This is a genomic window from Vibrio floridensis (genome assembly GCF_021852965.1).
In the GTDB taxonomy this organism is placed as follows: Bacteria; Pseudomonadota; Gammaproteobacteria; order Enterobacterales; family Vibrionaceae; genus Vibrio; species Vibrio floridensis.
Genome location: NZ_JAKGCY010000015.1, coordinates 16262 through 37464 on the forward strand (window position 1 = coordinate 16262; position 21203 = coordinate 37464).

The following is a 21203-nucleotide window of genomic DNA, read 5'->3' on the forward strand; positions in this document are numbered from 1 at the left end:
TTTCTTGCCTATCTCAATGCCAGTCTGACTTTACGTTGTTGCCAACAACCTAATCCATCAGGAAGGGTTTCATTGATCAATATGTAAGACGGTGTAACCAACGTCACTTTGCCATTGTTTTGGCCAATAAATTGTCCTGGGTGAACTTTCTCAACCTTGCCTTGTGGTGTCTGTATCAGACCAGCAATCGTATCACCACTTCCCATTACCCCTTTTAAGCGCAACTGACTAAGCGGATAACGTTCCAGTTTGCCATTTTTTGCTCTCGCTATTGGCTGCCAACAATCTTTTTTGACCACAGGCTGAGAGGCAATAACCGCCTCTTTAGGTAACTCGAAAGGACGCCGATTGTCCTTCACTAGATATTCGAGGGGGATATACTCTCGCTCAGGCTGCAACTTGGCCATTTCTTGGCGTGCCTCCAGCTCAACTTGACGAACAAACCCTTCTATTGACTCGGTGTTCGCTCGACACCCGGCTAGCACCAGTAGCGTCAGGATAAGTGGTAAACTATTTTTCATCGTCACCACCCACTGACTTAAACTGATAGGTATTTGCCCTGACTCGAAAATGAAGCGTGCTACTTTCCATACTGACACGATGCCAAGTCACATCGGTAAAACTAATAATGCGAGGCAATCGAGCAATCGACTCAGAAAATGAGCCAATATCGTGATAATCCCCCGTCAACTCAATGTTCAATGGCAATTGATAGAGGAAATCTTTGTTGAGCTTTTCTCCCCAATCAATACGAGTAAATGTGAGCTTATTCTGCAGCCCCAGCTCATTAACAGATGCCAACATAGTGGCTAGCTCTTTTTGAACTGGCAGCTGTTGCAATAAGTACTCATATCGCTGTGTCAGTTCATCCAACTGCGATTGCAACTGAGGTAACGCCGCCACTTTGGTCGCTTTGATTCTGGCGGTCACTTTGAGTGTGTGCTCCTTCTCAATTAAACTCTGCAGCGTTTCCGTTTCAGGTTTGAGGTAAAACCAATAACCAAAACCTTGGATAACTAGAATCAGCAAAGTGACGACTATCAATTGCGGCCATATTGGCCAATCCATGATTTCATCCATGTCCAAATCTTGCCAACTAGCCATGAGATTTCTCCCTCTGCGCTTCTTCAGAGATGTGCTCATTAAAAACAAATGAAACCGTGAAGGTTTGAAAACTCTTTCCAAAACGTTCTTTGTCATGAACGATCGAGTGCATTTCGACATCTTTTAAAAATGGTGAGCGTTCAAGATTGTCCAGCATCGTTGCCAAACGCGCGGTACTATCACTGATTCCGGCGATTTCTACCTCGTTGGCGTTCATTTTGATTTTGTCGACATAAACGCCATCTGGAATCACTTCGGTCATCAAGCTCATAAATATGGTGGTTTTGTTACGTTCAGCTTGAAGCGATTCAACCACTTTGAGCCGAGCAAGAATCTGACTATGTTCTTCCTTAGCAATGTTCATAGATTGAATGCGCTTATCCAGCTGGGCAATATAATGATTGAGATAATCGAGCCGCTCTTGCTGCAAACGTTGTTGGTATGAAAAGTACTGCCCAAAGCCCCACTGGAAGCCAACCGCAATCAACGTACCCAATACGAGTAACCCCACAAAACGACGTTTATGCTCCTCGCGTTTTTGCTCACGCCATGGCAGGAGATTGATCTTATGCTGCATCATTGCCCTCCAACCATTGAATGCCGCTCACCGCCAAACCGGCCGCCACGGAAAAATGATGCCAATCCACAACCCGTCGCTTGCTCTTTGCGGTTTTTTGCTCGAATAGCCCTAACGGATTAAGCACTTCGCAATCCAAACTCAGCTTTCGCTGCAATGTTTCACTGAGTAAAGGCGTCACTGCGCCCTCTCCACAAAGCCAGATACCATTCACTTTGCTCTGCGTTTCCATCGATTGAAACAATTGCAATTGCCGGCGCACTCGCTCTGTCAGCTCTTTATTAAAGATGTCGGTTTTTTCATGAGCATCAGGAGCAGTCAGATCACCTCCAATTGAAGCATTAAGATGTGAAACTCCATATGCAAACTCCTTGACCAAAGGCAGCTCATTACGTCTCGTAATCACTAACGACGTCGTTTCATATCCGACATCGAGAAGGCAATAATTGGCTTTATCTGGATGCTGCTGCGCTGCCAAGGTTAAGACATGGCATAAGCTGTGAGCATGCACATCCACCAAGACAGGCTTCAATCCAACTTCTTGGGTGACGCGCATACGACTTTCCACCACTTCTTTTTTGGTTGCGTATACTTGATAACTAGAGTGGTTCTTTACGCTCTCATCCACCAACTTGACGTAGTCGATAAAAAGCTCATCAACAGGAAAAGGAGATTGATGTGCAAAAGCTTGGATAATAGCAAACTCGCGCTCGCGACCATCAAGTTCAGAGTCGATTGAAAGTATCTTGCTGATCACCGCACTATCTGGCACAGCGAGAGAAACTTGATAACGAAAGAGAGGCAGTTCTTTCTTTAGTTCTTTCAAGCTATTGACAATTTCTTGATGATTCAAAGTGTGATTATCTGAGAAAATGCCCTCATTAATGATTATTTCTTTATAACCCAATAGAGCGTAGCGTTCTCCATAAGGTTTCAGAATGACAGCCTTGAGGCTACGATGACCAATATCAATTCCGGTAACGAACGGCTTACCCATCTCAAAATAGCTCCCATTTTCTTTAGCTCAAAGGTTGTTATTAACCGTTAAATAAGAGTTAATAGCAGCGAGCTAACTTTTTAGCCTAGAGTACAAGGGTTTGCCGTCATACAGCCTCAACTAAACAGGGATTCTCCGGTGAAGTTCATAAAGCGATTACTTATATTTGCATTAGTTTGCATAATTCTTGGAGTCACAACAATTTTTGGCTTTTATCAATACGTAAAGCCAGACCTACCCGATGTCGCGACACTTAAAGATGTCGAACTGCAAACGCCGATGCAGGTGTTTAGCCAAGATGGGAAATTAATTGCGCAATTTGGTGAGAAGCGTCGTATTCCAGTCACCTACGATCAAATTCCTCAATCGTTGATCCACGCGCTGATCGCGACAGAAGACAGTCGCTTCTATGACCATTACGGGATTGACCCAATCGGCATTACCCGAGCGGCGTTAGTTGTCGCAATGTCAGGCTCTGCCAAACAAGGGGCAAGCACCATCACTCAGCAGCTAGCACGTAATTTCTTCCTCTCGAACGAGAAGAAATTGATGCGTAAAGTGAAAGAGATTTTTATTGCGATTCACATCGAACAGCTCTTATCAAAAGAAGAGATTTTGGAGCTGTACGTTAACAAGATTTTCCTTGGTTATCGCTCTTATGGCTTTGGCGCGGCGGCTCGTGTTTATTTTGGCAAAGATTTGCAAGATCTCTCCTTAAGCGAGATTGCAACTTTGGCGGGAATGCCAAAAGCACCATCAACGCTCAATCCGATCTACTCTCTAGAACGTGCGACCAATCGTCGCAATGTCGTTCTAATGCGTATGTTGGATGAAAAATACATTACCCAAGAAGAGTATGATGCCGCACGTGCGGAAACTCTGATCTCTCAGTTCCATGGCGCAGAGATCGAAGTCAGCGCACCGTATGTTGCTGAACTTGCTCGAGCTTGGATGGTACAGGAGTACGGTGAAGAGAAAGCGTATACTTCTGGTATGAATGTCTATATGACCATCGACTCCAAGCTCCAAGCCGCAGCCAACAAAGCAGCGATTGACAACTTGTTGGCCTATGATGAACGCCATGGGTACCGTGGCGCAGAAAGTGTACTTTGGAAAGCAGGCGAGTCCGCTTGGGATGAAACTAAGATGGACGAGCATCTAAGCAACCAACCGGCTTACGGCGATTTGCTACCAGCCATTGTGACCAAGGTTGAAGGCAAAAACGCAACCCTTTGGGTTAAACGTGAACAAAGCCAAACCATCGCTTGGTCAGGTATGAATTGGGCACGTAAATTCATTACTGATGAACGCCAAGGCAGCGCCCCAACTTCAGCCAAAGAAATCCTTGCTGAAGGTGAGCAAGTTTGGGTGCGCAAAATGATGACGCAAGATGAAAAGGGTGATCAGCATGAAAGCTGGCAACTAAGCCAAGTGCCAAATGCAAACACGGCTTTTATCGCCATGAATCCTGATAATGGTGCGGTACTTTCTCTCGTTGGTGGTTTCAACTTTGTCCATAACAAGTTCAACCGCGCCACCATGTCCGTTCGTCAAGTGGGTTCGAGTATCAAACCCTTTATTTACTCAGCTGCGGTCGATAAAGGCATGACTCTGGCCACGTTGATCAACGACGCACCAATCAACAAGTGGGATGAAAGCCAAGGTACGGCATGGCGTCCTAAGAACTCGCCTCCGACTTATATTGGTCCAACCCGTTTACGTATCGGCCTAGCGACGTCGAAAAACGTCATGGCGGTTCGTACTCTACGTGAAGTAGGGCTGGACGAAACGCGTGAATACCTCACTCGCTTTGGTTTTGAGCTCGACCAACTGCCACGTTCAGAAACGATTGCACTTGGTGCTGGTAGTTTAACACCGATGAAAATGGCACAGGGATTCTCGGTTTTTGCCAATGGGGGCTACTATGTAGAGCCTTATTACATCAGCCATATTGAAGATCCTTATGGCAATGTCGTGTTTGAGTCGCAGCCACAAACCATCTGTCAGCAAGATTGCCCAGTGGCCACAGAAGCCGTTGTAGAGAATGAGAATGGTGAAAGCACCGAGATTACTCAGCCATTTGCCAAGCAAGTGATCAGCGAACAGAACGCCTTTATCATGCGCGAAATGATGTACAGCAATATCTGGGGTGGTGGTAACTGGCGTGAAGGCACGGGTTGGAATGGTACCGGCTGGCGCGCACAAACCTTGGGGCGACGCGATATCGGCGGTAAAACCGGCACAACCAACGATTCCAAAGATGCTTGGTATAACGGTTATGGTCCGGGTGTGGTAGCGATTTCGTGGGTGGGCTTTGATGATCATAGCCGTACACTCGGTAAAACCACCACTAACGCCAACTTAGATAGCCAACAAACCTCTGGGGCCGAATCGGGAGCAAAAACCGCATTGCCAGCGTGGATCGATTTTATGAAGTTGGCTCTCGACGGAGTTCCAGAGCACGAGAAAGTACTCCCGGCCAACATTGTTCGTGTCCGTATTGACCGAGAAACAGGATTACTCACCAACAAAACAGACGAAAGCTCTCTGTTTGAGTATTTCATTCGTGGTACAGAGCCGACCGAGTATGTTTCGAGCGTCGAGGAAGAAAGCATCTATTCTTCTTCAAGTGATGAAGAAGCATTGTTCTAAGTTAGCCAGTCAAAAACAAAAAAGGTTGCCATTTGGCAACCTTTTTATTTATTGGCGCAGCAGACAAACATTACTGCTCTGAACCACTCACGAGCAGTTCTTTGATGGTTGCTGCCAACTGCTCAAAACGCGCACGCAGTGGAGAGCCAGGGCGATAAACCACCACGATCGTCCGAGAAGGCACCGGATTGACCGCTTTTATATAACTCACGCCATCTTTTTGCTTCTCTTTTGGTACCGAGAGCTCTGGCAGCAAGGTGATCCCAGCCCCCGCAGCGACCATATTGCGCAACGTTTCCAAGCTGGTCGCTTTAAAGCGTTCATCATCACGAGCACCTGCCGCGAAACAAAATCCTAACGCCTGATCGCGAAGGCAATGACCATCCCCAAGCGCTAATACGGTTTTTCCATTGAGCTCTAACATATCCAGCTGTTCGAGCGCAGCCCATTCATGATGGCATGGCACCGCAACACTTAATGGTTCGTTATACACTTCAATTTCTTTAAATGGTTCAGTCTCTGCTACCGATGCCAGTACTAAGCAATCGAGTTTGCCATCTTCGAGCTGTCGCACTAACTGTTGTGTTTGTGCTTCGTGCAAAAACAGCTCCAGTTCAGGGAAACGCTCTTTGAGTTGAGGTACAATTTTTGGCAATAAATAAGGCCCCAGCGTTGGAATAAAGCCAATATGCATCGGCCCTGTCATCGCCCCACTTTGACCACTTGCCATCTCTTTAAAGGTTTTGACCTCTTTGAGAATATTTTTTGCCTGCTCAACGAGTTGCAAACCAGCATCGGTAAAAAGCACTCGACGACTGCTACGCTCAAGCAGCGTTGTCCCTATCTCTTCTTCCAGTTTACGAATTTGTCCGCTTAGTGTTGGTTGACTCACGAAACAAGCTTCAGCTGCTTTTCTGAAATGTTTATGCTCTGCCAAAGCCACTAGGTATTCGAAATCGCGAATGTTCATACCCACCTCAATAGAATATAGCTATCAAAAACATAACATCAGATTCTAATAACTATCAAAATTTTTCGTCGTGTTTAATGATGAGATGTTTCATCTTCATCCCATTCTCGACGCCAGAACAAAGGAAATTTGCCGCAAGCAAATAACGACCGCCTCACAGCGGTTTTTATTTCATATTGTACTTAAGTTTCCGTACGTTACTTTTATACTATACCCAATAGGCGGCAGGTTTTGTCATGAAACTTTACTCAATTTATCCATGGAATTGACCACATGTCATGTAACGATTGCTCTCAACACTGGTTTTGGAAAAAGATGGGGCGATGCCAGCGCTGCCTCGATCAATTGACCGTGTTGTCCGTTGTATGCTGGATCATTTGGTGGTTCGCATTCAGAGACAACCCGACCGCAATCGAATCAATTGCTCTGATCGTGGCCGGATTTGCTTTTAACCTTTTGCTCTTTTTGCATTTATGGATGAAGTACGTGATTTTGCCTTGGCAGGCTCGCAAGCTCAGTGAAAAACCGCATGATAAGCAGAAATAAAAAAACCCCGCAACCAATCTCGGTGTCGGGGTCTTCCTAGATATTTCTAAGAAAAAGCAGTGGTAACTTTATAGACTGCACTGCTTTCTGATAGTTCCCATAAAATACGATCTTTTTTGATCTTTTTTTTCGCCCGAACTAAATTTTCAATGAAATCAAACGCTATGCAACTTTAACCTGAGAAATAATCTGCTCACTTAGATTGAATTCGAGCGCGACTTCGTCACACGCGTGCTGTCTTGGGCATTTGTCGCAATCTTTCAAGACTTTCTCAGGAAGCAGCGACTTCGAGGTTTGCACGAAGTTCTGTTTCAGGAAGAACTCGGGGGCACGAGTCAGCACAAACAGCTTTTTGATGGCCATGTCTTTGGCTTTATCAATCAGATACTGAACCACTGCCGTTCCTTGACCTTGTCTCTGCCAGCCCGCTTCGATGCCTAAAGAGCGGATCTCTGCCAAACCAGAATCGTAGATGTAAAGGGATGCACACCCGGTCACCAAGCCTTGATGTTCCGACACCGCAAACAAACCGATATCGCGAATAATCTCACTGCGTGTACGCGGTAAATTTTCCCCTAGGTTTGCCCAGTAAGCCACCATGCTCTCTAAGGTTTCAATATCGGTGATGCGAGCAGGGCGAACCTTAACTAACGTCGTATCGCGTGCAGCAAGGCGCTTGTCCGCTTGTTCAACCGCATACGCCACTTGCTTTGGTGATACCCCACCTAACGCACTGCGCTTTTCAAGACACGACTCTATGGTCAGAATTTGGTAAACATCGGCTTCAATCACGGGAGAGAAAGATTGCAATTGCTCAAGCGATAGCTCTTCAAGTGCACAGCCTTGTGCAATGGCCCCGACCACAGCAACACCGACAATATGGTGTGCTTCGCGGAATGGGATCCCTTTGGCCACCAAGTAATCGGCCAGTTCAGTCGAGTTAGCGTAACCTTGTTTCGCCGCTTCAAGCGTGCGCTCTCCATTGACTTTAATCCCATCAAAACAAAGCGCTGCCATCTCCATGCAATCGTTCCAAGTATCGAGAGCATCGAACAGCCCTTCTTTATCTTCTTGCATGTCTTTGTTGTACGCCAGCGGTAAGGCTTTTACCGTCATCATCATGCCCGCAAGAGAGCCATACACGCGGCCCGTTTTGCCACGGATCAGTTCTAGCGCATCTGGGTTTTTCTTTTGTGGCATCAAGGACGATCCTGAGGTCACCGTATCGGCTAACTCAATAAAGCCCGACTCACCAGAGTTGTAGAAAATCATGTCTTCCGCAAGACGAGATAAATGCAACATCGAGATCGAAGCAACTGACATCAACTCCATTACATGATCGCGATCAGAGACCGAATCCAGTGAGTTGCGTGTCGCACGACGGAAGCCCAAATCCTGTGCCAGTTGCTCACGATCAATCGGATACGCTGTGCCCGCTAACGCTCCTGAACCTAACGGGCAGGTGTCAAGACGAGTCAGTGCATCGCTCAATCTCGAATAGTCACGCTCAAACATTTCCACATAGGCCAAGCACCAATGTGCAAACGTCACAGGTTGAGCACGTTGTAAATGGGTATAGCCCGGCAGGACCGTGGCTTGGTGCTGTTTTGCCACATTCACCATTTGCGTCTGCAATTTATCCAATCCCAACAGCAACTGATGCCCTTGCTGGCGACACCATAATTTCAGGTCAGTGGCGACTTGGTCGTTGCGCGAGCGACCAGTATGAAGCTTTTTACCCAGGTCGCTCACTTTACCAATCAGTTGCTGTTCAACCCACGAATGAATATCTTCCGCATCGGAATGAAGAATTTGATGAGGATCTTCCATCACCTCAAGTTTCAATTCGTTCAGCGCAAACTCCAGTTTTTGCTGCTCTTCTTTGCTCAGCACATTGACTGACAGCAACGCCTTAGACCAAGCAATAGAGCCAACAATGTCTTGCTCGGCCAGTCGGTAATCAAAGCGAAGCGAATCGTTAAAATCTTTGAACCTGGTATCTGCCGCTTGGGTAAATCTTCCGCCCCATAATGCCATTGCGTCTCTCCTGATGACTATTGCTAACCGGTGTAAGTGTGTTGCTCGATCCCTTACCCATTCATGGTAAGGAATGCAGGTATTGTTATGTGCCCACGTTACGACAAACTCGCCAAAAAATAAAGTATAAATTCATTATTTTTACATATTTATTCATGAATAATTTTAAAACCTCCCATACAAAAAGGCTCAGCAGATGCCTGCTGAGCCTTTCTTGTATTCAACAATAACCGCGCTGGTTATTTCTGGCTATTGAGTGCGCGAATGCGGCTAGAAAGTGAGTAAAGGCGAATAAAGCCGCCTGCGTGGCTTTGATCGTACACTTCATCTTCACCAAAGGTTGCAAACGCTTCGGAATACAAGCTGTTTTCAGAACGTTTCTGCGTCACTGTTGCCATACCTTTATACAGCTTCACCACGACTTCACCATTGACATCCTGTGCCAACTCATCTGCCGCAGCCATGATCGATTTACGCAGTGGTGTGAACCAGCGACCATCATAGACAAGGTGAGACGCTTTTAAACCCAGTTCTTCACGGAACTCAAAAGAGGTTTTGTCCAGCACCAACTGCTCAACCGCACGCAGCGCTTCCATCATAATGGTGCCCCCTGGGGTTTCATAACAACCACGAGACTTCATGCCAACTAGACGGTTTTCTACAATGTCGATACGACCAACACCGTGTTTCGCCCCTTTTTCGTTCAAGTAAACCAGCGCGTTGTACGGCGTCATTTGCTCACCATCCACCGCCACAACTTCACCTTTTTCAACTTGCAGGGTAACGTATTCTGCTTCATTCGGCGCTTGCTCTGGATCGACGGTCCATACCCAGCAATCTTCATTCGGTGCATTCCAGGTACTTTCTAGTACGCCACCCTCAGTAGAGATATGCCACGCATTCGCGTCACGAGAATAGATTTTGGTCAACGACGCAGCACAAGGAATGTTGCGCTCAGCCAAGTAGTCTAAACACTGCTCACGACTCACAAGATCCCATTCACGCCAAGGCGCAATCACTTTCAGATCAGGGGCCAATGCGGCGAAGGCACCTTCAAAACGCACTTGGTCATTCCCTTTACCAGTACAGCCGTGACACAGTGCATCAGCCCCCACTTTACGGGCAATTTCAACTTGTGCTTTGGCAATCACCGGACGCGCCATAGACGTCCCCAAGAGGTATTTGCCTTCGTAGTAAGCGCCCGTTTTCAGTGTTGGGTAGATGTAGTCAGCGACCAACTCTTCTTTCAGATCGACGACATAACATTCTGAAGCGCCAGAGGCGATCGCTTTCTCTTCAATACCGACAAGCTCTTCCTCGCCTTGACCCACATCAGCAACAAAGGCCACCACTTCACAATCGTAGTTCTCTTTTAACCAAGGAATGATCACTGACGTATCCAAACCGCCTGAATAAGCGACAACCACTTTATTGACATTTAATTTGCTCATTTCCATTCTCCATTTGTCTGGCCTGCACTCGGCGGTCAGTGCCATACGACTTCTTAATCTTGTTGAGTTATACCCTTCCTACTTGAAGCTGCAGCGGTGTTGGCTGCATTCGTTCACCCCAATCACATAGCGTATCTATGCTCATGGGGATTCACTCATTTGCCGCCTACCTACAGCTTCAAGTTGTTTGGGTATAGCTGTTTCATTCAAATAGTTATGCAGGTAAGAACTGGGTCCCGATACTTTCTCCGGCAAACAGTTTTTCCAGATTTTCTGGATAGCGCCAGGTTGCGACTTCAATCGCTCGCCCTAAATCGTTTGCGGCTTCTAAGGCAGCTTGGACTTTTACAATCATGCCATCGGTAATCACCTTACCGGCAATCAAGGCATCGGCTTCTTGTTGGTTTAAGCTCTTAATTAAGTGCCCTTTGCCATCAAGCACACCACTCACATCAGACAGAAGGACCAGTTGCGCATCTAATGCCCCAGCCACTGCAACAGCAGCTTGATCAGCGTTGACGTTCATGAGCTGCCCCTGCGCTGTTAAACCAATTGAGCTGATGATCGGTAAGGCACCTGCGTTCAAAATCGTTTGCAACAGGCTTGAATCCCCAGGCGTCGCTTTGCCTACCGCTCCGAGCTCTGGATCCAACTCTTCAACCTGACATAAGCCACCGTCGGCAAGGCTTAATCCAATGGCATTCAGACCATCCGCCATCGCTTGTCCTTGCAGCAATTTGTTCGCTGTCCCTGCGAGCGCGCCTGCAATCAGCGGAATTTGATCGTAAGGTGTTACACGTAAACCGTTTTTCTTCACTGTCGGAAGTTGTAACTTTTCCATCAGCTCATCCACTAGGTAACCGCCACCGTGCACAATCACAATTTGTCGCTGCTCTTTTTGTTGATAGCTGGCAATGGCTCCAAATAGTTGGCTCAAGGTTTGGCTGCACGATAGCGCCGCACCACCTAGTTTGATTACAAGAGGATTTAAGCTTGGTTGTGTCATCTTCTTTTCCTTACCCAAAGCGTTACAGCAAGGCTGTTAGTGGTGAAAAACCGTAGTGAATATTTAGGCATTGCATCGCTTGGCTCGATGCCCCTTTTAATAGGTTATCGATGGCCGAAATCACGATGATGTGTTGACCTTGAACCTTCCAGCCAAGATCGCAGAATGGGGTAAATTCGACATCCTGAATGCGTGGAATAACATCCCCTTTAAGGCGCACTGCAGGTTTTCTGTCATAGGCTTGCGCAAAAGCTTGCGCGACTTGTTCTTTCGTCACACCATCCTGCAACTTCATGGTGATCGTCGCCAAAATGCCACGTTTGAAGTTGCCAAGGTGAGGCGTGAAGATCACATCACAGCCAAGGTGGTGAACGATTTCCGGTTGGTGTCTGTGATTAAAAATGCCATAAGGCTGTAAGCTGACTTCGCAAAAGCTATTGGTCATCGATGCTTTACGACCTGCACCAGAGACACCACTGGTGGCGTTAATTACCGGCCATTGATTGGTATCCACTAACTGAGAGACCAGCAACGGTTTAATTGCCAATTGTGCCGCAGTGGTGTAACACCCAGCAACCGCCACCAATTGGCTGGCTTTAATGGCTTCTTCATTCCACTCAGCCAAACCATATGCTGCTTTGTCCAACCACTCACTGTGCTGGTGCGCAAAGCCGTAAAACTGAGTATAGAAATCATCCCCTTTCACACGGAATGCACCAGAGAGATCAAACACCTGACAACCTTGCTCTAAAAATAGCGGAGCAAGGTCATGGCTGACTTCATGTGCCGTCGCCAAAAAGATCACATCAGAGTCTTGGGCTACCCCGAGCGGATCCGTTAGCGGCAACACGGGCATTTCAATCACACCCGCGAGTTTGCCATGCAGTTGAGAAATACACTTGCCCGCATCACTGCTATTGGCGGATACATACAAACCTGCTAGCGTGAGCTCTGGGTGTTTCTCTACCATCAGTGCCAATTCAGCGCCTGTGTAACCGCTGGCACCTATGATTGTGGTTTTTAACATCTCAGTACATCCGTAAACTTAAGAAAGCGTAAAAGTGACTATTCATATTTAAAAATTGCTTTATATTGATTTTTTATTCAATAAATATGAGTTAATATGTGTTTTACCTTTTTGTTACCCAACTGTCAACAGGGGAAGTGAATAATCTATGCAATTACCGAGTTTTCTTGATGTTTACCGTGGCTTAATTTCCACCTCATCCATCAGCTCTAGCGACCCAAGTTGGGATCAAGGCAACCAGGCGGTGATCGAAAAGCTCTCCGACTGGTTTGCCGCGTTAGGCTTTGATGTGGACGTCACCGAAGTCGAACCGGGTAAATACAATTTATTGGCACAGAAAGGTCAGGGAGAGGGCGGCCTATTGTTGGCTGGACACAGTGATACGGTGCCTTTTGATCAAGGCCGTTGGAGCTTTGACCCTCACCAACTCACCGAGAAAGACAACAAGTTCTATGGTTTAGGCACCGCCGATATGAAAGGCTTCTTTGCTTTTATTTATGAAGCCGCCAAACGCATGGATTGGAAAGGACAAAATAAACCCCTTTATGTGCTGGCGACGTGTGATGAAGAGACCACCATGCTCGGTGCGCGCCACTTTAGTGCGCATACCCCCTTTAAACCTGACTACTGCATCATTGGTGAGCCAACGAGTTTAGTGCCCGTTCGTGGGCACAAAGGCCATGTCGCTAATGTCGTGCGAGTCACAGGGAAATCGGGCCACTCCTCTGATCCATCATTAGGGGTCAATGCCATCGAGATCATGCATGAAGTCCTGTTCGCGCTGATGCAACTGCGTGATACGTTAATCAAACAGTATCATAACCCTGGGTTTGCGATCCCTTCTCCAACACTGAATCTTGGCCATATTCATGGGGGCGATAGTGCCAACCGCATCTGCGGTTGCTGTGAATTGCATTATGACGTAAGACCGCTGCCTGGCATTAGTCTCGACGGTTTGGATAATCTGCTGCGTGGGGCACTCAAAGAGGTGCAAGCAAAATGGCCGGGACGGATTGAGATCGTGCCGCTGCACGAGCCAATCCCTGGTTACGAGTGCCAACATGATCATCCATTTATTCATAGCATAGAAGATCTCTGTGGTACACCATCACAAACCGTGAACTACTGTACCGAAGCGCCATTTTTGCAGCAGCTCTGCCCCACACTGGTGCTGGGCCCAGGCTCTATCGACCAAGCTCACCAACCCGATGAGTTCTTGGCGTTTGACTTTATCGACCCGACGATTGACGTGCTCAGTAAAGCAATGCGCAAATACTGTTTTTAGTTGCATATCGGCAGAGTTGCCTTGCGCCACTCTGCCTTATAAATTGTAATAAATTTTCAATATCGTTTATTTACAAAGCAATACTTTGCTTTAAGTCAGAACAGCGAGCGAATATTTGCAAACTTAGTCTGCTTTATTTGACTAAATATATTAAATTTCGCTAGATTGGTGGCTTAACAAGGAACAATGGATGTAATTTTTTTACGAGGCAGGATGACAATGAACGAGAAATACGCCGCGCTCAAGAGTAATGTCAGCATGTTGGGGCACTTATTGGGTAACACCATTCAAGAAGCCCATGGCGACGAAATCTTAGAGAAGGTGGAGACCATTCGTAAGCTCTCCAAATCTGCCCGCGCAGGCAATCAGGCTGATCGTAACAACCTGATTGAAGAAATCAAAAGCCTGCCAGATGAGCAGCTCACCCCGGTGGCTCGCGCTTTTAACCAATTTCTGAATTTGACCAACATTGCCGAGCAATACCACACCATCTCTCGCCATTGCGATGCACACGTGTGTGAGCCGGATGCGATCAATACGCTGTTTGCTAAGCTTGGTCAAAACGGCATCAATAAACTCGATACCGCCCAAGCGATTCGTGAATTGAACATTGAACTGGTGCTGACTGCGCACCCGACGGAAATCACGCGCCGCACCATGATCAATAAACTGGTCAAAATCAACGAATGCCTGTCTAAGTTAGAGCTGAGCGATCTTTCTTACAAAGAGCGCCACAAGACAGAAAAACGCCTCGAGCAACTTATCGCACAAAGCTGGCACTCCGACGTGATTCGCAAACAGCGCCCAACACCACTCGATGAAGCGAAGTGGGGGTTTGCCGTAGTGGAAAATTCACTCTGGGAAGCAGTGCCAGATTTTCTACGCGAGCTTGATGAAAAGCTCAAAGACTATCTAGACCAAGGCTTGCCAATCGATGCTCGCCCTGTTCACTTCTCATCTTGGATGGGCGGTGACCGAGATGGCAACCCATTTGTGACCCATACTGTGACACGTGAAGTGTTACTCCTCTCGCGCTGGAAAGCGGCGGATCTTTACCTCAAAGACATCAATGAGTTGATCAGCGAGCTGTCAATGACCAAGTGCAACGACACCGTTCGTCAATTGGCAGGGGAAGATGAACACGAGCCTTACCGCGCCATCTTGAAACAACTGCGCACGCTGCTGAGTGATACCAAAGAGATCCTGGATGCGAAAATTAACGGCCAGAAGCTGGCGGTAAAAGCGCCACTGCAAAGCGTTGAGCAACTTTGGGATCCTCTTTTTGCCTGTTACCAGTCACTACGTGAATGTGGCATGAGCATGATCGCAGAAGGCTCACTGCTCGATACACTGCGTCGCGTCAAAGCGTTTGGTGTACATCTGGTTCGCCTAGACATTCGCCAAGAAAGCACCCGTCATGCTGATGTCCTTTCAGAGCTGACACGTTACTTAGGCATTGGTGATTACAATCACTGGAGTGAACAAGACAAAATCGCTTTCTTGACCAATGAACTGTCATCGAAGCGCCCTCTACTACCACGTGATTGGCAACCTTCAGAGCCAGTCAAAGAAGTGCTCGATACGTGCAAAATCATTGCCGCGCAATCTCGTGAAGCATTTGGTGCTTACGTCATCTCGATGGCCAAAACAGCCTCTGATGTACTCGCGGTGCATCTACTGCTGCAAGAATCAGGCTGCCCTTATCGCATGGACGTTTGCCCGCTGTTTGAAACGCTCGACGATCTAAACAACGCCGAAGCGGTGATCAAACAATTGATGAGCATTGACCTCTATCGTGGCTTTATTCAAAACCATCAAATGGTGATGATCGGTTATTCCGACTCAGCAAAAGACGCCGGCGTAATGGCGGCAGGCTGGGCTCAATACCATGCGATGGAAGCCTTAGTGAACGTCGCTGAACAAGAAGGCATTGAGCTGACCTTATTCCATGGCCGTGGCGGTACCATTGGTCGTGGCGGTGCTCCGGCACATGCAGCACTGCTGTCTCAACCACCAAAGAGCTTGAAAGGCGGCCTACGCGTAACCGAACAGGGTGAGATGATTCGCTTCAAACTCGGTTTGCCTGATGTGGCTGTTAACAGCTTCAACATGTACGCCAGTGCGATCCTTGAAGCCAACTTGCTGCCACCACCAGAGCCAAAACAAGAGTGGCGTGATCTGATGGAAGTGCTGTCGCAAGTAAGCTGTGAAGCCTACCGAAGTGTGGTTCGTGGTGAGCCAGACTTTGTCCCTTACTTCCGCCAAGCAACACCTGAGCTGGAGTTGGGTAAACTGCCACTAGGCTCTCGCCCTGCCAAGCGCAACCCAAATGGTGGCGTGGAAAGCCTACGTGCAATTCCTTGGATTTTCTCTTGGAGCCAAAACCGCTTACTATTGCCTGCGTGGTTAGGTGCTGGTGAAGCGATTCAGTACTCGATTGACAAAGGCCATCAAGCACTTTTAGAAGAAATGTGCCGTGAATGGCCATTTTTCTCCACGCGTTTGGGCATGCTTGAGATGGTGTACCTCAAGTGTAACAGTGAGATTTCTCGTTACTATGATGAACGTCTCGCTGACAAATCGCTGCTACCTCTTGGTGATCGCTTACGTGATCAGCTACAAAGCGACATCAAAGCCGTGCTTAACGTCGAAAACAACGAGAACTTGATGCAAAGCGATCCTTGGGGTCAAGAGTCCATTCGACTACGTAATATCTACATCGAACCGTTGAATATGCTTCAAGCAGAACTGCTTTACCGCACTCGTCAAGCAGGCGTGGTATCGGAAGCGCTTGAAGAGGCGTTGATGGTGACCATCGCGGGTATCGCCGCAGGTATGCGTAACACAGGTTAAGTTCATTGAGACGTAAAAGAGCTGGCGACTTACGCCAGCTCTTTTTGTTTCGGAACCCATCCAATACCACTCTCATTCTTCAATGGCCTCATGACATTTTTCCTCTTGCAACTGACATTCTCTCCCCACTTCTCTCAATAAGCGGAAAGCATCATCAGGCGTTTCAAGAACTCATTTCAGCCACGATCATCCTTGCTGGCATTTTATAAAAATTACTCATTCTGTGCTCTAGATCACCATCACCATGTAAGCGCAACAACAAAAAACTAGAATATTAAGCTAGATTAAAAACGAAATGACGCACATTTAAAGCGTGTTATTCTAACAAAATTCACTATTGAGCATTTTGTTAGTTTTTTGGGTAATATTGTCCTGCTATTCCACTTTATGCTTATTATTTAGATATACTACTCATCCGCTGCGGATCACACATCAAATATTATTTCTGCAGCCTGATGGAATCGCTCCATCCACCCTAGGTGATAAACGGCTTTAAAGGTGACAGGACCAACATTGTTGGTGCTGACTGCACATAAACAAATTGCATCAACAAGAATGTAAACGCCGTGCAGGCAGCTTGTTCATAAGTTTATTGACCATTTGGATTGAAGACATGTCATTACCACACGTAATTCTAACCGTTTTAAGCACTCGTGATGCGACCGGTTACGATATCACTAAAGAATTCTCCGCTTCTATCGGCTACTTTTGGAAAGCAAGTCACCAACAGGTGTACCGTGAGCTGAATAAAATGGCAGAGAAAGAGCTGGTAACTTGTGTATTGGAACCGCAAGAAGGCAAGCCGGATCGCAAAGTTTATTCAATTACCGACGCTGGACGCTCAGCATTAGGTGAGTGGTTTGATCAACCGACAGCCCACCCAACTGTACGCGACGAGTTTTCAGCAAAACTGATGGCTTGCTCAGTACAACCCTCTGCACCTTACCGCGCTCAGCTTGCTGAGTTAGTAGAAGAGTCCCGCAAGCTTGTCTCACACTACAAAGAAATTGAAGCCGCTTACTACGCGACACCATCGACATTGGATAAACAAGGCCGCCTAGAGCGCCTCACCTTGCGCCGTAATTTGATGATGCGTGAAGCTTGGGTACGCTGGGCAGAAGAAGTGCTGGCTGAGCTTAATCTTATTGATTAATCAAACCCACTCATTTTAGTCGTAGTAACACCTAATGAAAAATCCGAGCAACCTCAATGTGCTCGGATTTTTTTGTTCTGAGAACGGATTCTTCCACTTGTTCCAAACAGCTAGCAAAAATGGCTTTCTCGTCTTCAAAGATCGATAAGATCCTCTGACTGAGCCATCACTATTTAAAACCTTTTTCTCTTTTAATCAGATCATAGGCACTCTGAATTTCTTGTGATTTTTCTTTTGCAACATTCATCATTTCTGGCGGTAGGCCTTTGGCCATCAGTTTGTCTGGGTGATGCTCGTTCATTAACTTACGATAAGCTCGCTTGACCTCTTTGCCATCGGCATTGGCGTCAATACCCAAGATCTTATAGGCATCCGCGAGACGGTCAGTTTGCGACGCTTGCTGCCAATCTCCGTGAGAGGAAGAGTGATTAGACTGCTGCTGGTGCCCACCAAACCCACCTTGACGCTGGAAACGAAAGGCCGCTTCTTGCATCTGCAAACGACGCTCGAGCTGTTCAGACGAAAATCCTAGATCTCGCGCAATTTTGTGTAAAACATTACGCTCACTCGGGTGTACATCACCATCAGCAAAAGCCGCAGAGATCTGCAGTTCTAAAAAAAACTGCAATAAATCAAAACGGCCACTAGTGGCGATTTTTACCCTTTCAAGCACTTGTTCTAACGGAAAATCTCGCTCTTTTCCTGCACGAAATGCCTCTTGTGCAGCCCTGCGCTGCTCACCGTGTAAACTCATTCGATCCATCATCGCACTGGCGAGTTGGATCTCCTCTTTAGTGACCTGGCCTTTGGCTTTTGCCACATGCCCCATCACCGCAAACGCGGACTTAAAAAATTCTTCCTGTCGCTGCGTTTGGCTTGGTCCTTGGCCAAAACCTGCGGTTTTAAAGCCCGCTTGACTCAATCGCCTCGCTTTATCAAACTGGTGTCCAAGAAATAAACCGAACAGCGCACCAAACACCCCGCCGAACAAAAAACCAAAAAAGACACCAAGAATTTTGCCAAAAATCTGCATTTGTGAGTTCTCAATCTATGAATTTTTCCCGTCAGTGACGGTCATATAGTGCTGGAAGCACGGATTTCCTTTATGATAAGGCAATCATTTTTTCACCACGACCACCATAGTGCCAAAGCACAGCAGTGACATAGGGTAGTTCCTTTAATGCAACATTTCTCTCGGACATTTTTAGCGGCTTCCATAGCGACCGCCCTGTTTGCCTCCAACGCTCAAGCTGAAGCGACACAAAACAACAGTGCGCAAAAAATGCCCACCACCGATCAATGTTTGGTCCAATCGGAAGAAAATGATGCAAATGCTGAAATCGTAATTCAAGCGGACAATTTACAAGCCATCAATGGAGATAAAGCCGTCTATTCCGGTGATGTTGAAGTCATCCAAGGTAATAAAAAAATTACTGCACAGTCGGTTACCCTACACCAACAAGATAATATTGTCGTGGCAGAAGGCAATGTCACCTTCAATGATGGCGAAGTCAAAGCGAGTTCTAGCAAGATCACGAACAACATGACCGACGAGACTTTTGCGCTTGAAAACACTGAGTACCAATTTATTTGCCAGCAAGGCCGCGGTCAAGCCGCTTATATTGCAAAAACCGGTCAAGCGGTATACGAATTAGAAGATGGCTCCATTACCTCCTGTCCAGCCGATGACAATTCGTGGCGATTGGTCGCCTCGAAAATTGAAGTAGACCAAGATGAAGAGACCGCCACTTTCTATCATCCAAGATTTGAGGTCTTGGATGTACCCGTTTTTTACGCTCCCTATTTAACCCTACCCATTGGGAACACACGCAAAACAGGTTTTCTTTTCCCTTCGGTATCGTATGGTTCAAGCGATGGCCTAGAGATTGAGGTTCCTTTTTATTGGAACATCGCCCCAAACTACGATTTAACGCTGACTACGCTCTATATGCAGCAGCGTGGCGTGAAGCAAGATGCTGATTTTCGTTATCTCACCGATGGTTGGGGAGCCGGCGAGCTTAAAGGGGAGTACTTGCCCGGCGACGATAAATATCAAGAGCAAAACCGCTGGGGTTATCAATACAAACATGACGGCATCATCAATAAACAGTGGTTAGTCTCACTTGATTACTCGCAAGTGAGTGATATCGACTACTTCCGTGATTTGAGTTCGGATCTTGGTAACCGCGAAGATGGACAACTTTTGCAACAAGGAAAGGTAGCCTACCGTTCTGAGCATTGGGATATGTCGTTGCAAGTACGTGACTTCCAAGTTTTATTGCCAGACAACAATCAACCTTATCGTTTGCTGCCACAGATGAAGTTCAACTACTACACTCCTCTGTTTGGCAACTACTTAAACTTTGATTTGAAAAGCGAGCTCACAGAGTTCAATACCAAAGACAAATCCAAACCAAACGCATTGCGTGCCCACGTAGAGCCAAGTCTTATCGTGCCCCTTTCGACCAGTTGGGCAACGTGGACCACTGAAGCTCGTCTGCTGGCGACTTACTACGAGCAAGATTTGGAACAATTAACCGATGCCGATTTAAAAGCGACACTTGACGAAAAGATTACACGTGTGCTTCCAGAATATCGTTCCCATGCTCGTCTCTACCTAGAGCGAGAAGCTCAGTTATTTGAGGGCTATACGCAAAGCCTAGAGCCACAACTTCAATACCTCTACATTCCAGAAGAGCAGCAAGATACTATCTATAACTACGATACCACGCTGCTGCAAACGGATTACTATGGACTCTTCCGTAGCCGAAAATACAGTGGTATCGATAAAATTGCTTCGGCGAATCAACTGAGCTACGGGGCAAGCACTCGTTTCTTTGACGATGAACATAAAGAGCGCTTGAACATCTCTTTTGGTCAGATCTATTACATCGACAAGAAGACCAAGCTAACAGGAAACAAAGAAGAAACCTCAAATTATTCATCATGGGCCGTCGAAACCGATTTCAACTATGATGACTACCTGTTTTACCATGGTGGCATCCAGTACGATATCGACTTGAATCAAATGCAGTTGGCCAACAGCACCTTGGAATACCAGTTTGCCGATGGTTTTATTCAAGGTAGCTATCGCTACGTCACTAAAGACTATATTGAAGACACCATCAGTTTTGAAGAGCTCGACAAAGTGACTCGTAAGGGCATTTCTCAAGCAGGCATTGTCGGTGCGTACAATATTAACCGTCATTGGTCCGCTAGCGGTCAGTACTACTACGATTTGACCGAAGAAATCGATTTGGAATGGATGGCGAGTTTGCGTTACCAATCAGATTGTTGGTATATCGGTTTTACCTACACCAATCAGTTAGTGAAATGGCGTAATGATGTTATAGGTGGGGATAATAATGAAGCCGTTTACGATACCAACATCAGTGTTAACTTCGGCATTCAAGGTTTTGCAACGAAAAACAAAGCCGATACCGCCGCTAAAGAGCTAGATAGCTCAGATAACGCGATCACTTATGGTCGCCCATTCTATCTGAATAATTAGTGCTTTTTGATCTCATATCAAAAAAACAAAACAA

General features: G+C 46.7%; 16 protein-coding genes. 6 read left to right on the forward strand and 10 right to left on the reverse strand.

Annotated features, from left to right (window positions below):
* Positions 1–8: 8 nt before the first annotated feature.
* Genes LZU85_RS17495 through pilM form a run of 4 tightly spaced genes read right to left on the reverse strand, consistent with a single transcriptional unit; the run spans position 9 to position 2678 of the window.
* Positions 9–521, reverse strand: coding sequence for a pilus assembly protein PilP (locus tag LZU85_RS17495; RefSeq protein WP_176297610.1), 513 nt, complete (start codon positions 519–521; stop codon positions 9–11).
* Positions 511–1104 (reverse strand): type IV pilus inner membrane component PilO, encoded by a 594-nt coding sequence (locus LZU85_RS17500; RefSeq protein WP_176297609.1) that lies wholly within the window; start codon positions 1102–1104, stop codon positions 511–513. The genes LZU85_RS17495 and LZU85_RS17500 overlap by 11 nt, the downstream gene beginning before the upstream one ends.
* Positions 1097–1681, reverse strand: a complete 585-nt coding sequence (locus tag LZU85_RS17505; RefSeq protein ID WP_176297608.1) for a PilN domain-containing protein — start codon at positions 1679–1681, stop codon at positions 1097–1099. The genes LZU85_RS17500 and LZU85_RS17505 overlap by 8 nt, the downstream gene beginning before the upstream one ends.
* Positions 1671–2678, reverse strand: a complete 1008-nt coding sequence (pilM, locus tag LZU85_RS17510) for a type IV pilus assembly protein PilM (protein ID WP_176297607.1) — start codon at positions 2676–2678, stop codon at positions 1671–1673. Before pilM ends, LZU85_RS17505 begins: the two co-directional genes overlap by 11 nt.
* 138 nt (positions 2679–2816) lie before the next feature.
* Here pilM and LZU85_RS17515 point away from each other — a divergent pair, with 138 nt between their 5' ends.
* Positions 2817–5330, forward strand: coding sequence for a PBP1A family penicillin-binding protein (locus LZU85_RS17515; protein WP_237287960.1), 2514 nt, complete (start codon positions 2817–2819; stop codon positions 5328–5330).
* Positions 5331–5400: 70 nt separating this feature from the next.
* On the opposite strand, the gene oxyR is transcribed toward LZU85_RS17515, so the two are convergent.
* Positions 5401–6300 (reverse strand): DNA-binding transcriptional regulator OxyR, encoded by a 900-nt coding sequence (gene oxyR / locus LZU85_RS17520; RefSeq protein ID WP_237287962.1) that lies wholly within the window; start codon positions 6298–6300, stop codon positions 5401–5403.
* Between the two features lie 273 nt (positions 6301–6573).
* On the opposite strand from oxyR, the gene LZU85_RS17525 reads away from it, so the two are divergent.
* The gene (locus LZU85_RS17525) at positions 6574–6846 is read left to right on the forward strand and encodes a DUF3624 domain-containing protein (RefSeq protein ID WP_237287963.1); all 273 of its coding nucleotides are present in this window, start codon (positions 6574–6576) and stop codon (positions 6844–6846) included.
* A 162-nt stretch (positions 6847–7008) separates the two neighbouring features.
* On the opposite strand, the gene argH is transcribed toward LZU85_RS17525, so the two are convergent.
* From argH to argC, 4 genes are all read right to left on the reverse strand, one after another.
* Positions 7009–8883, reverse strand: a complete 1875-nt coding sequence (gene argH, locus LZU85_RS17530; RefSeq protein WP_237287965.1) for an argininosuccinate lyase — start codon at positions 8881–8883, stop codon at positions 7009–7011.
* 239 nt (positions 8884–9122) lie between these two features.
* Positions 9123–10334, reverse strand: a complete 1212-nt coding sequence (locus LZU85_RS17535) for an argininosuccinate synthase (protein ID WP_080538777.1) — start codon at positions 10332–10334, stop codon at positions 9123–9125.
* Between the two features lie 214 nt (positions 10335–10548).
* The gene (argB, locus tag LZU85_RS17540; RefSeq protein WP_011079346.1) at positions 10549–11340 is read right to left on the reverse strand and encodes an acetylglutamate kinase; all 792 of its coding nucleotides are present in this window, start codon (positions 11338–11340) and stop codon (positions 10549–10551) included.
* Positions 11341–11362: 22 nt separating this feature from the next.
* On the reverse strand, positions 11363–12367 hold the full coding sequence (gene argC, locus LZU85_RS17545; RefSeq protein WP_237287967.1) for an N-acetyl-gamma-glutamyl-phosphate reductase: 1005 nt from the start codon (positions 12365–12367) through the stop codon (positions 11363–11365).
* A gap of 148 nt (positions 12368–12515) precedes the next feature.
* Between argC and argE the strand changes: the two genes are divergently transcribed.
* The 3 genes from argE to LZU85_RS17560 all read left to right on the forward strand — a co-directional run bounded on the left by argE (position 12516) and on the right by LZU85_RS17560 (position 17658).
* Complete coding sequence (argE, locus tag LZU85_RS17550) at positions 12516–13652, forward strand: acetylornithine deacetylase (protein ID WP_237287968.1); 1137 nt, start codon at positions 12516–12518, stop codon at positions 13650–13652.
* A 219-nt stretch (positions 13653–13871) separates the two neighbouring features.
* A complete protein-coding gene (gene ppc / locus LZU85_RS17555) occupies positions 13872–16505 on the forward strand; it encodes a phosphoenolpyruvate carboxylase (RefSeq protein ID WP_118894059.1) in 2634 nt (877 codons plus the stop codon).
* Positions 16506–17118: 613 nt separating this feature from the next.
* Positions 17119–17658: a PadR family transcriptional regulator gene (locus LZU85_RS17560; protein ID WP_237287969.1), complete on the forward strand. Its 540-nt coding sequence runs from the start codon at positions 17119–17121 to the stop codon at positions 17656–17658.
* Between the two features lie 169 nt (positions 17659–17827).
* On the opposite strand, the gene djlA is transcribed toward LZU85_RS17560, so the two are convergent.
* On the reverse strand, positions 17828–18691 hold the full coding sequence (gene djlA, locus LZU85_RS17565; RefSeq protein ID WP_237287970.1) for a co-chaperone DjlA: 864 nt from the start codon (positions 18689–18691) through the stop codon (positions 17828–17830).
* A 147-nt stretch (positions 18692–18838) separates the two neighbouring features.
* Here djlA and lptD point away from each other — a divergent pair, with 147 nt between their 5' ends.
* Positions 18839–21169, forward strand: coding sequence for an LPS assembly protein LptD (gene lptD / locus LZU85_RS17570; RefSeq protein ID WP_237287971.1), 2331 nt, complete (start codon positions 18839–18841; stop codon positions 21167–21169).
* Positions 21170–21203 lie beyond the last annotated feature (34 nt).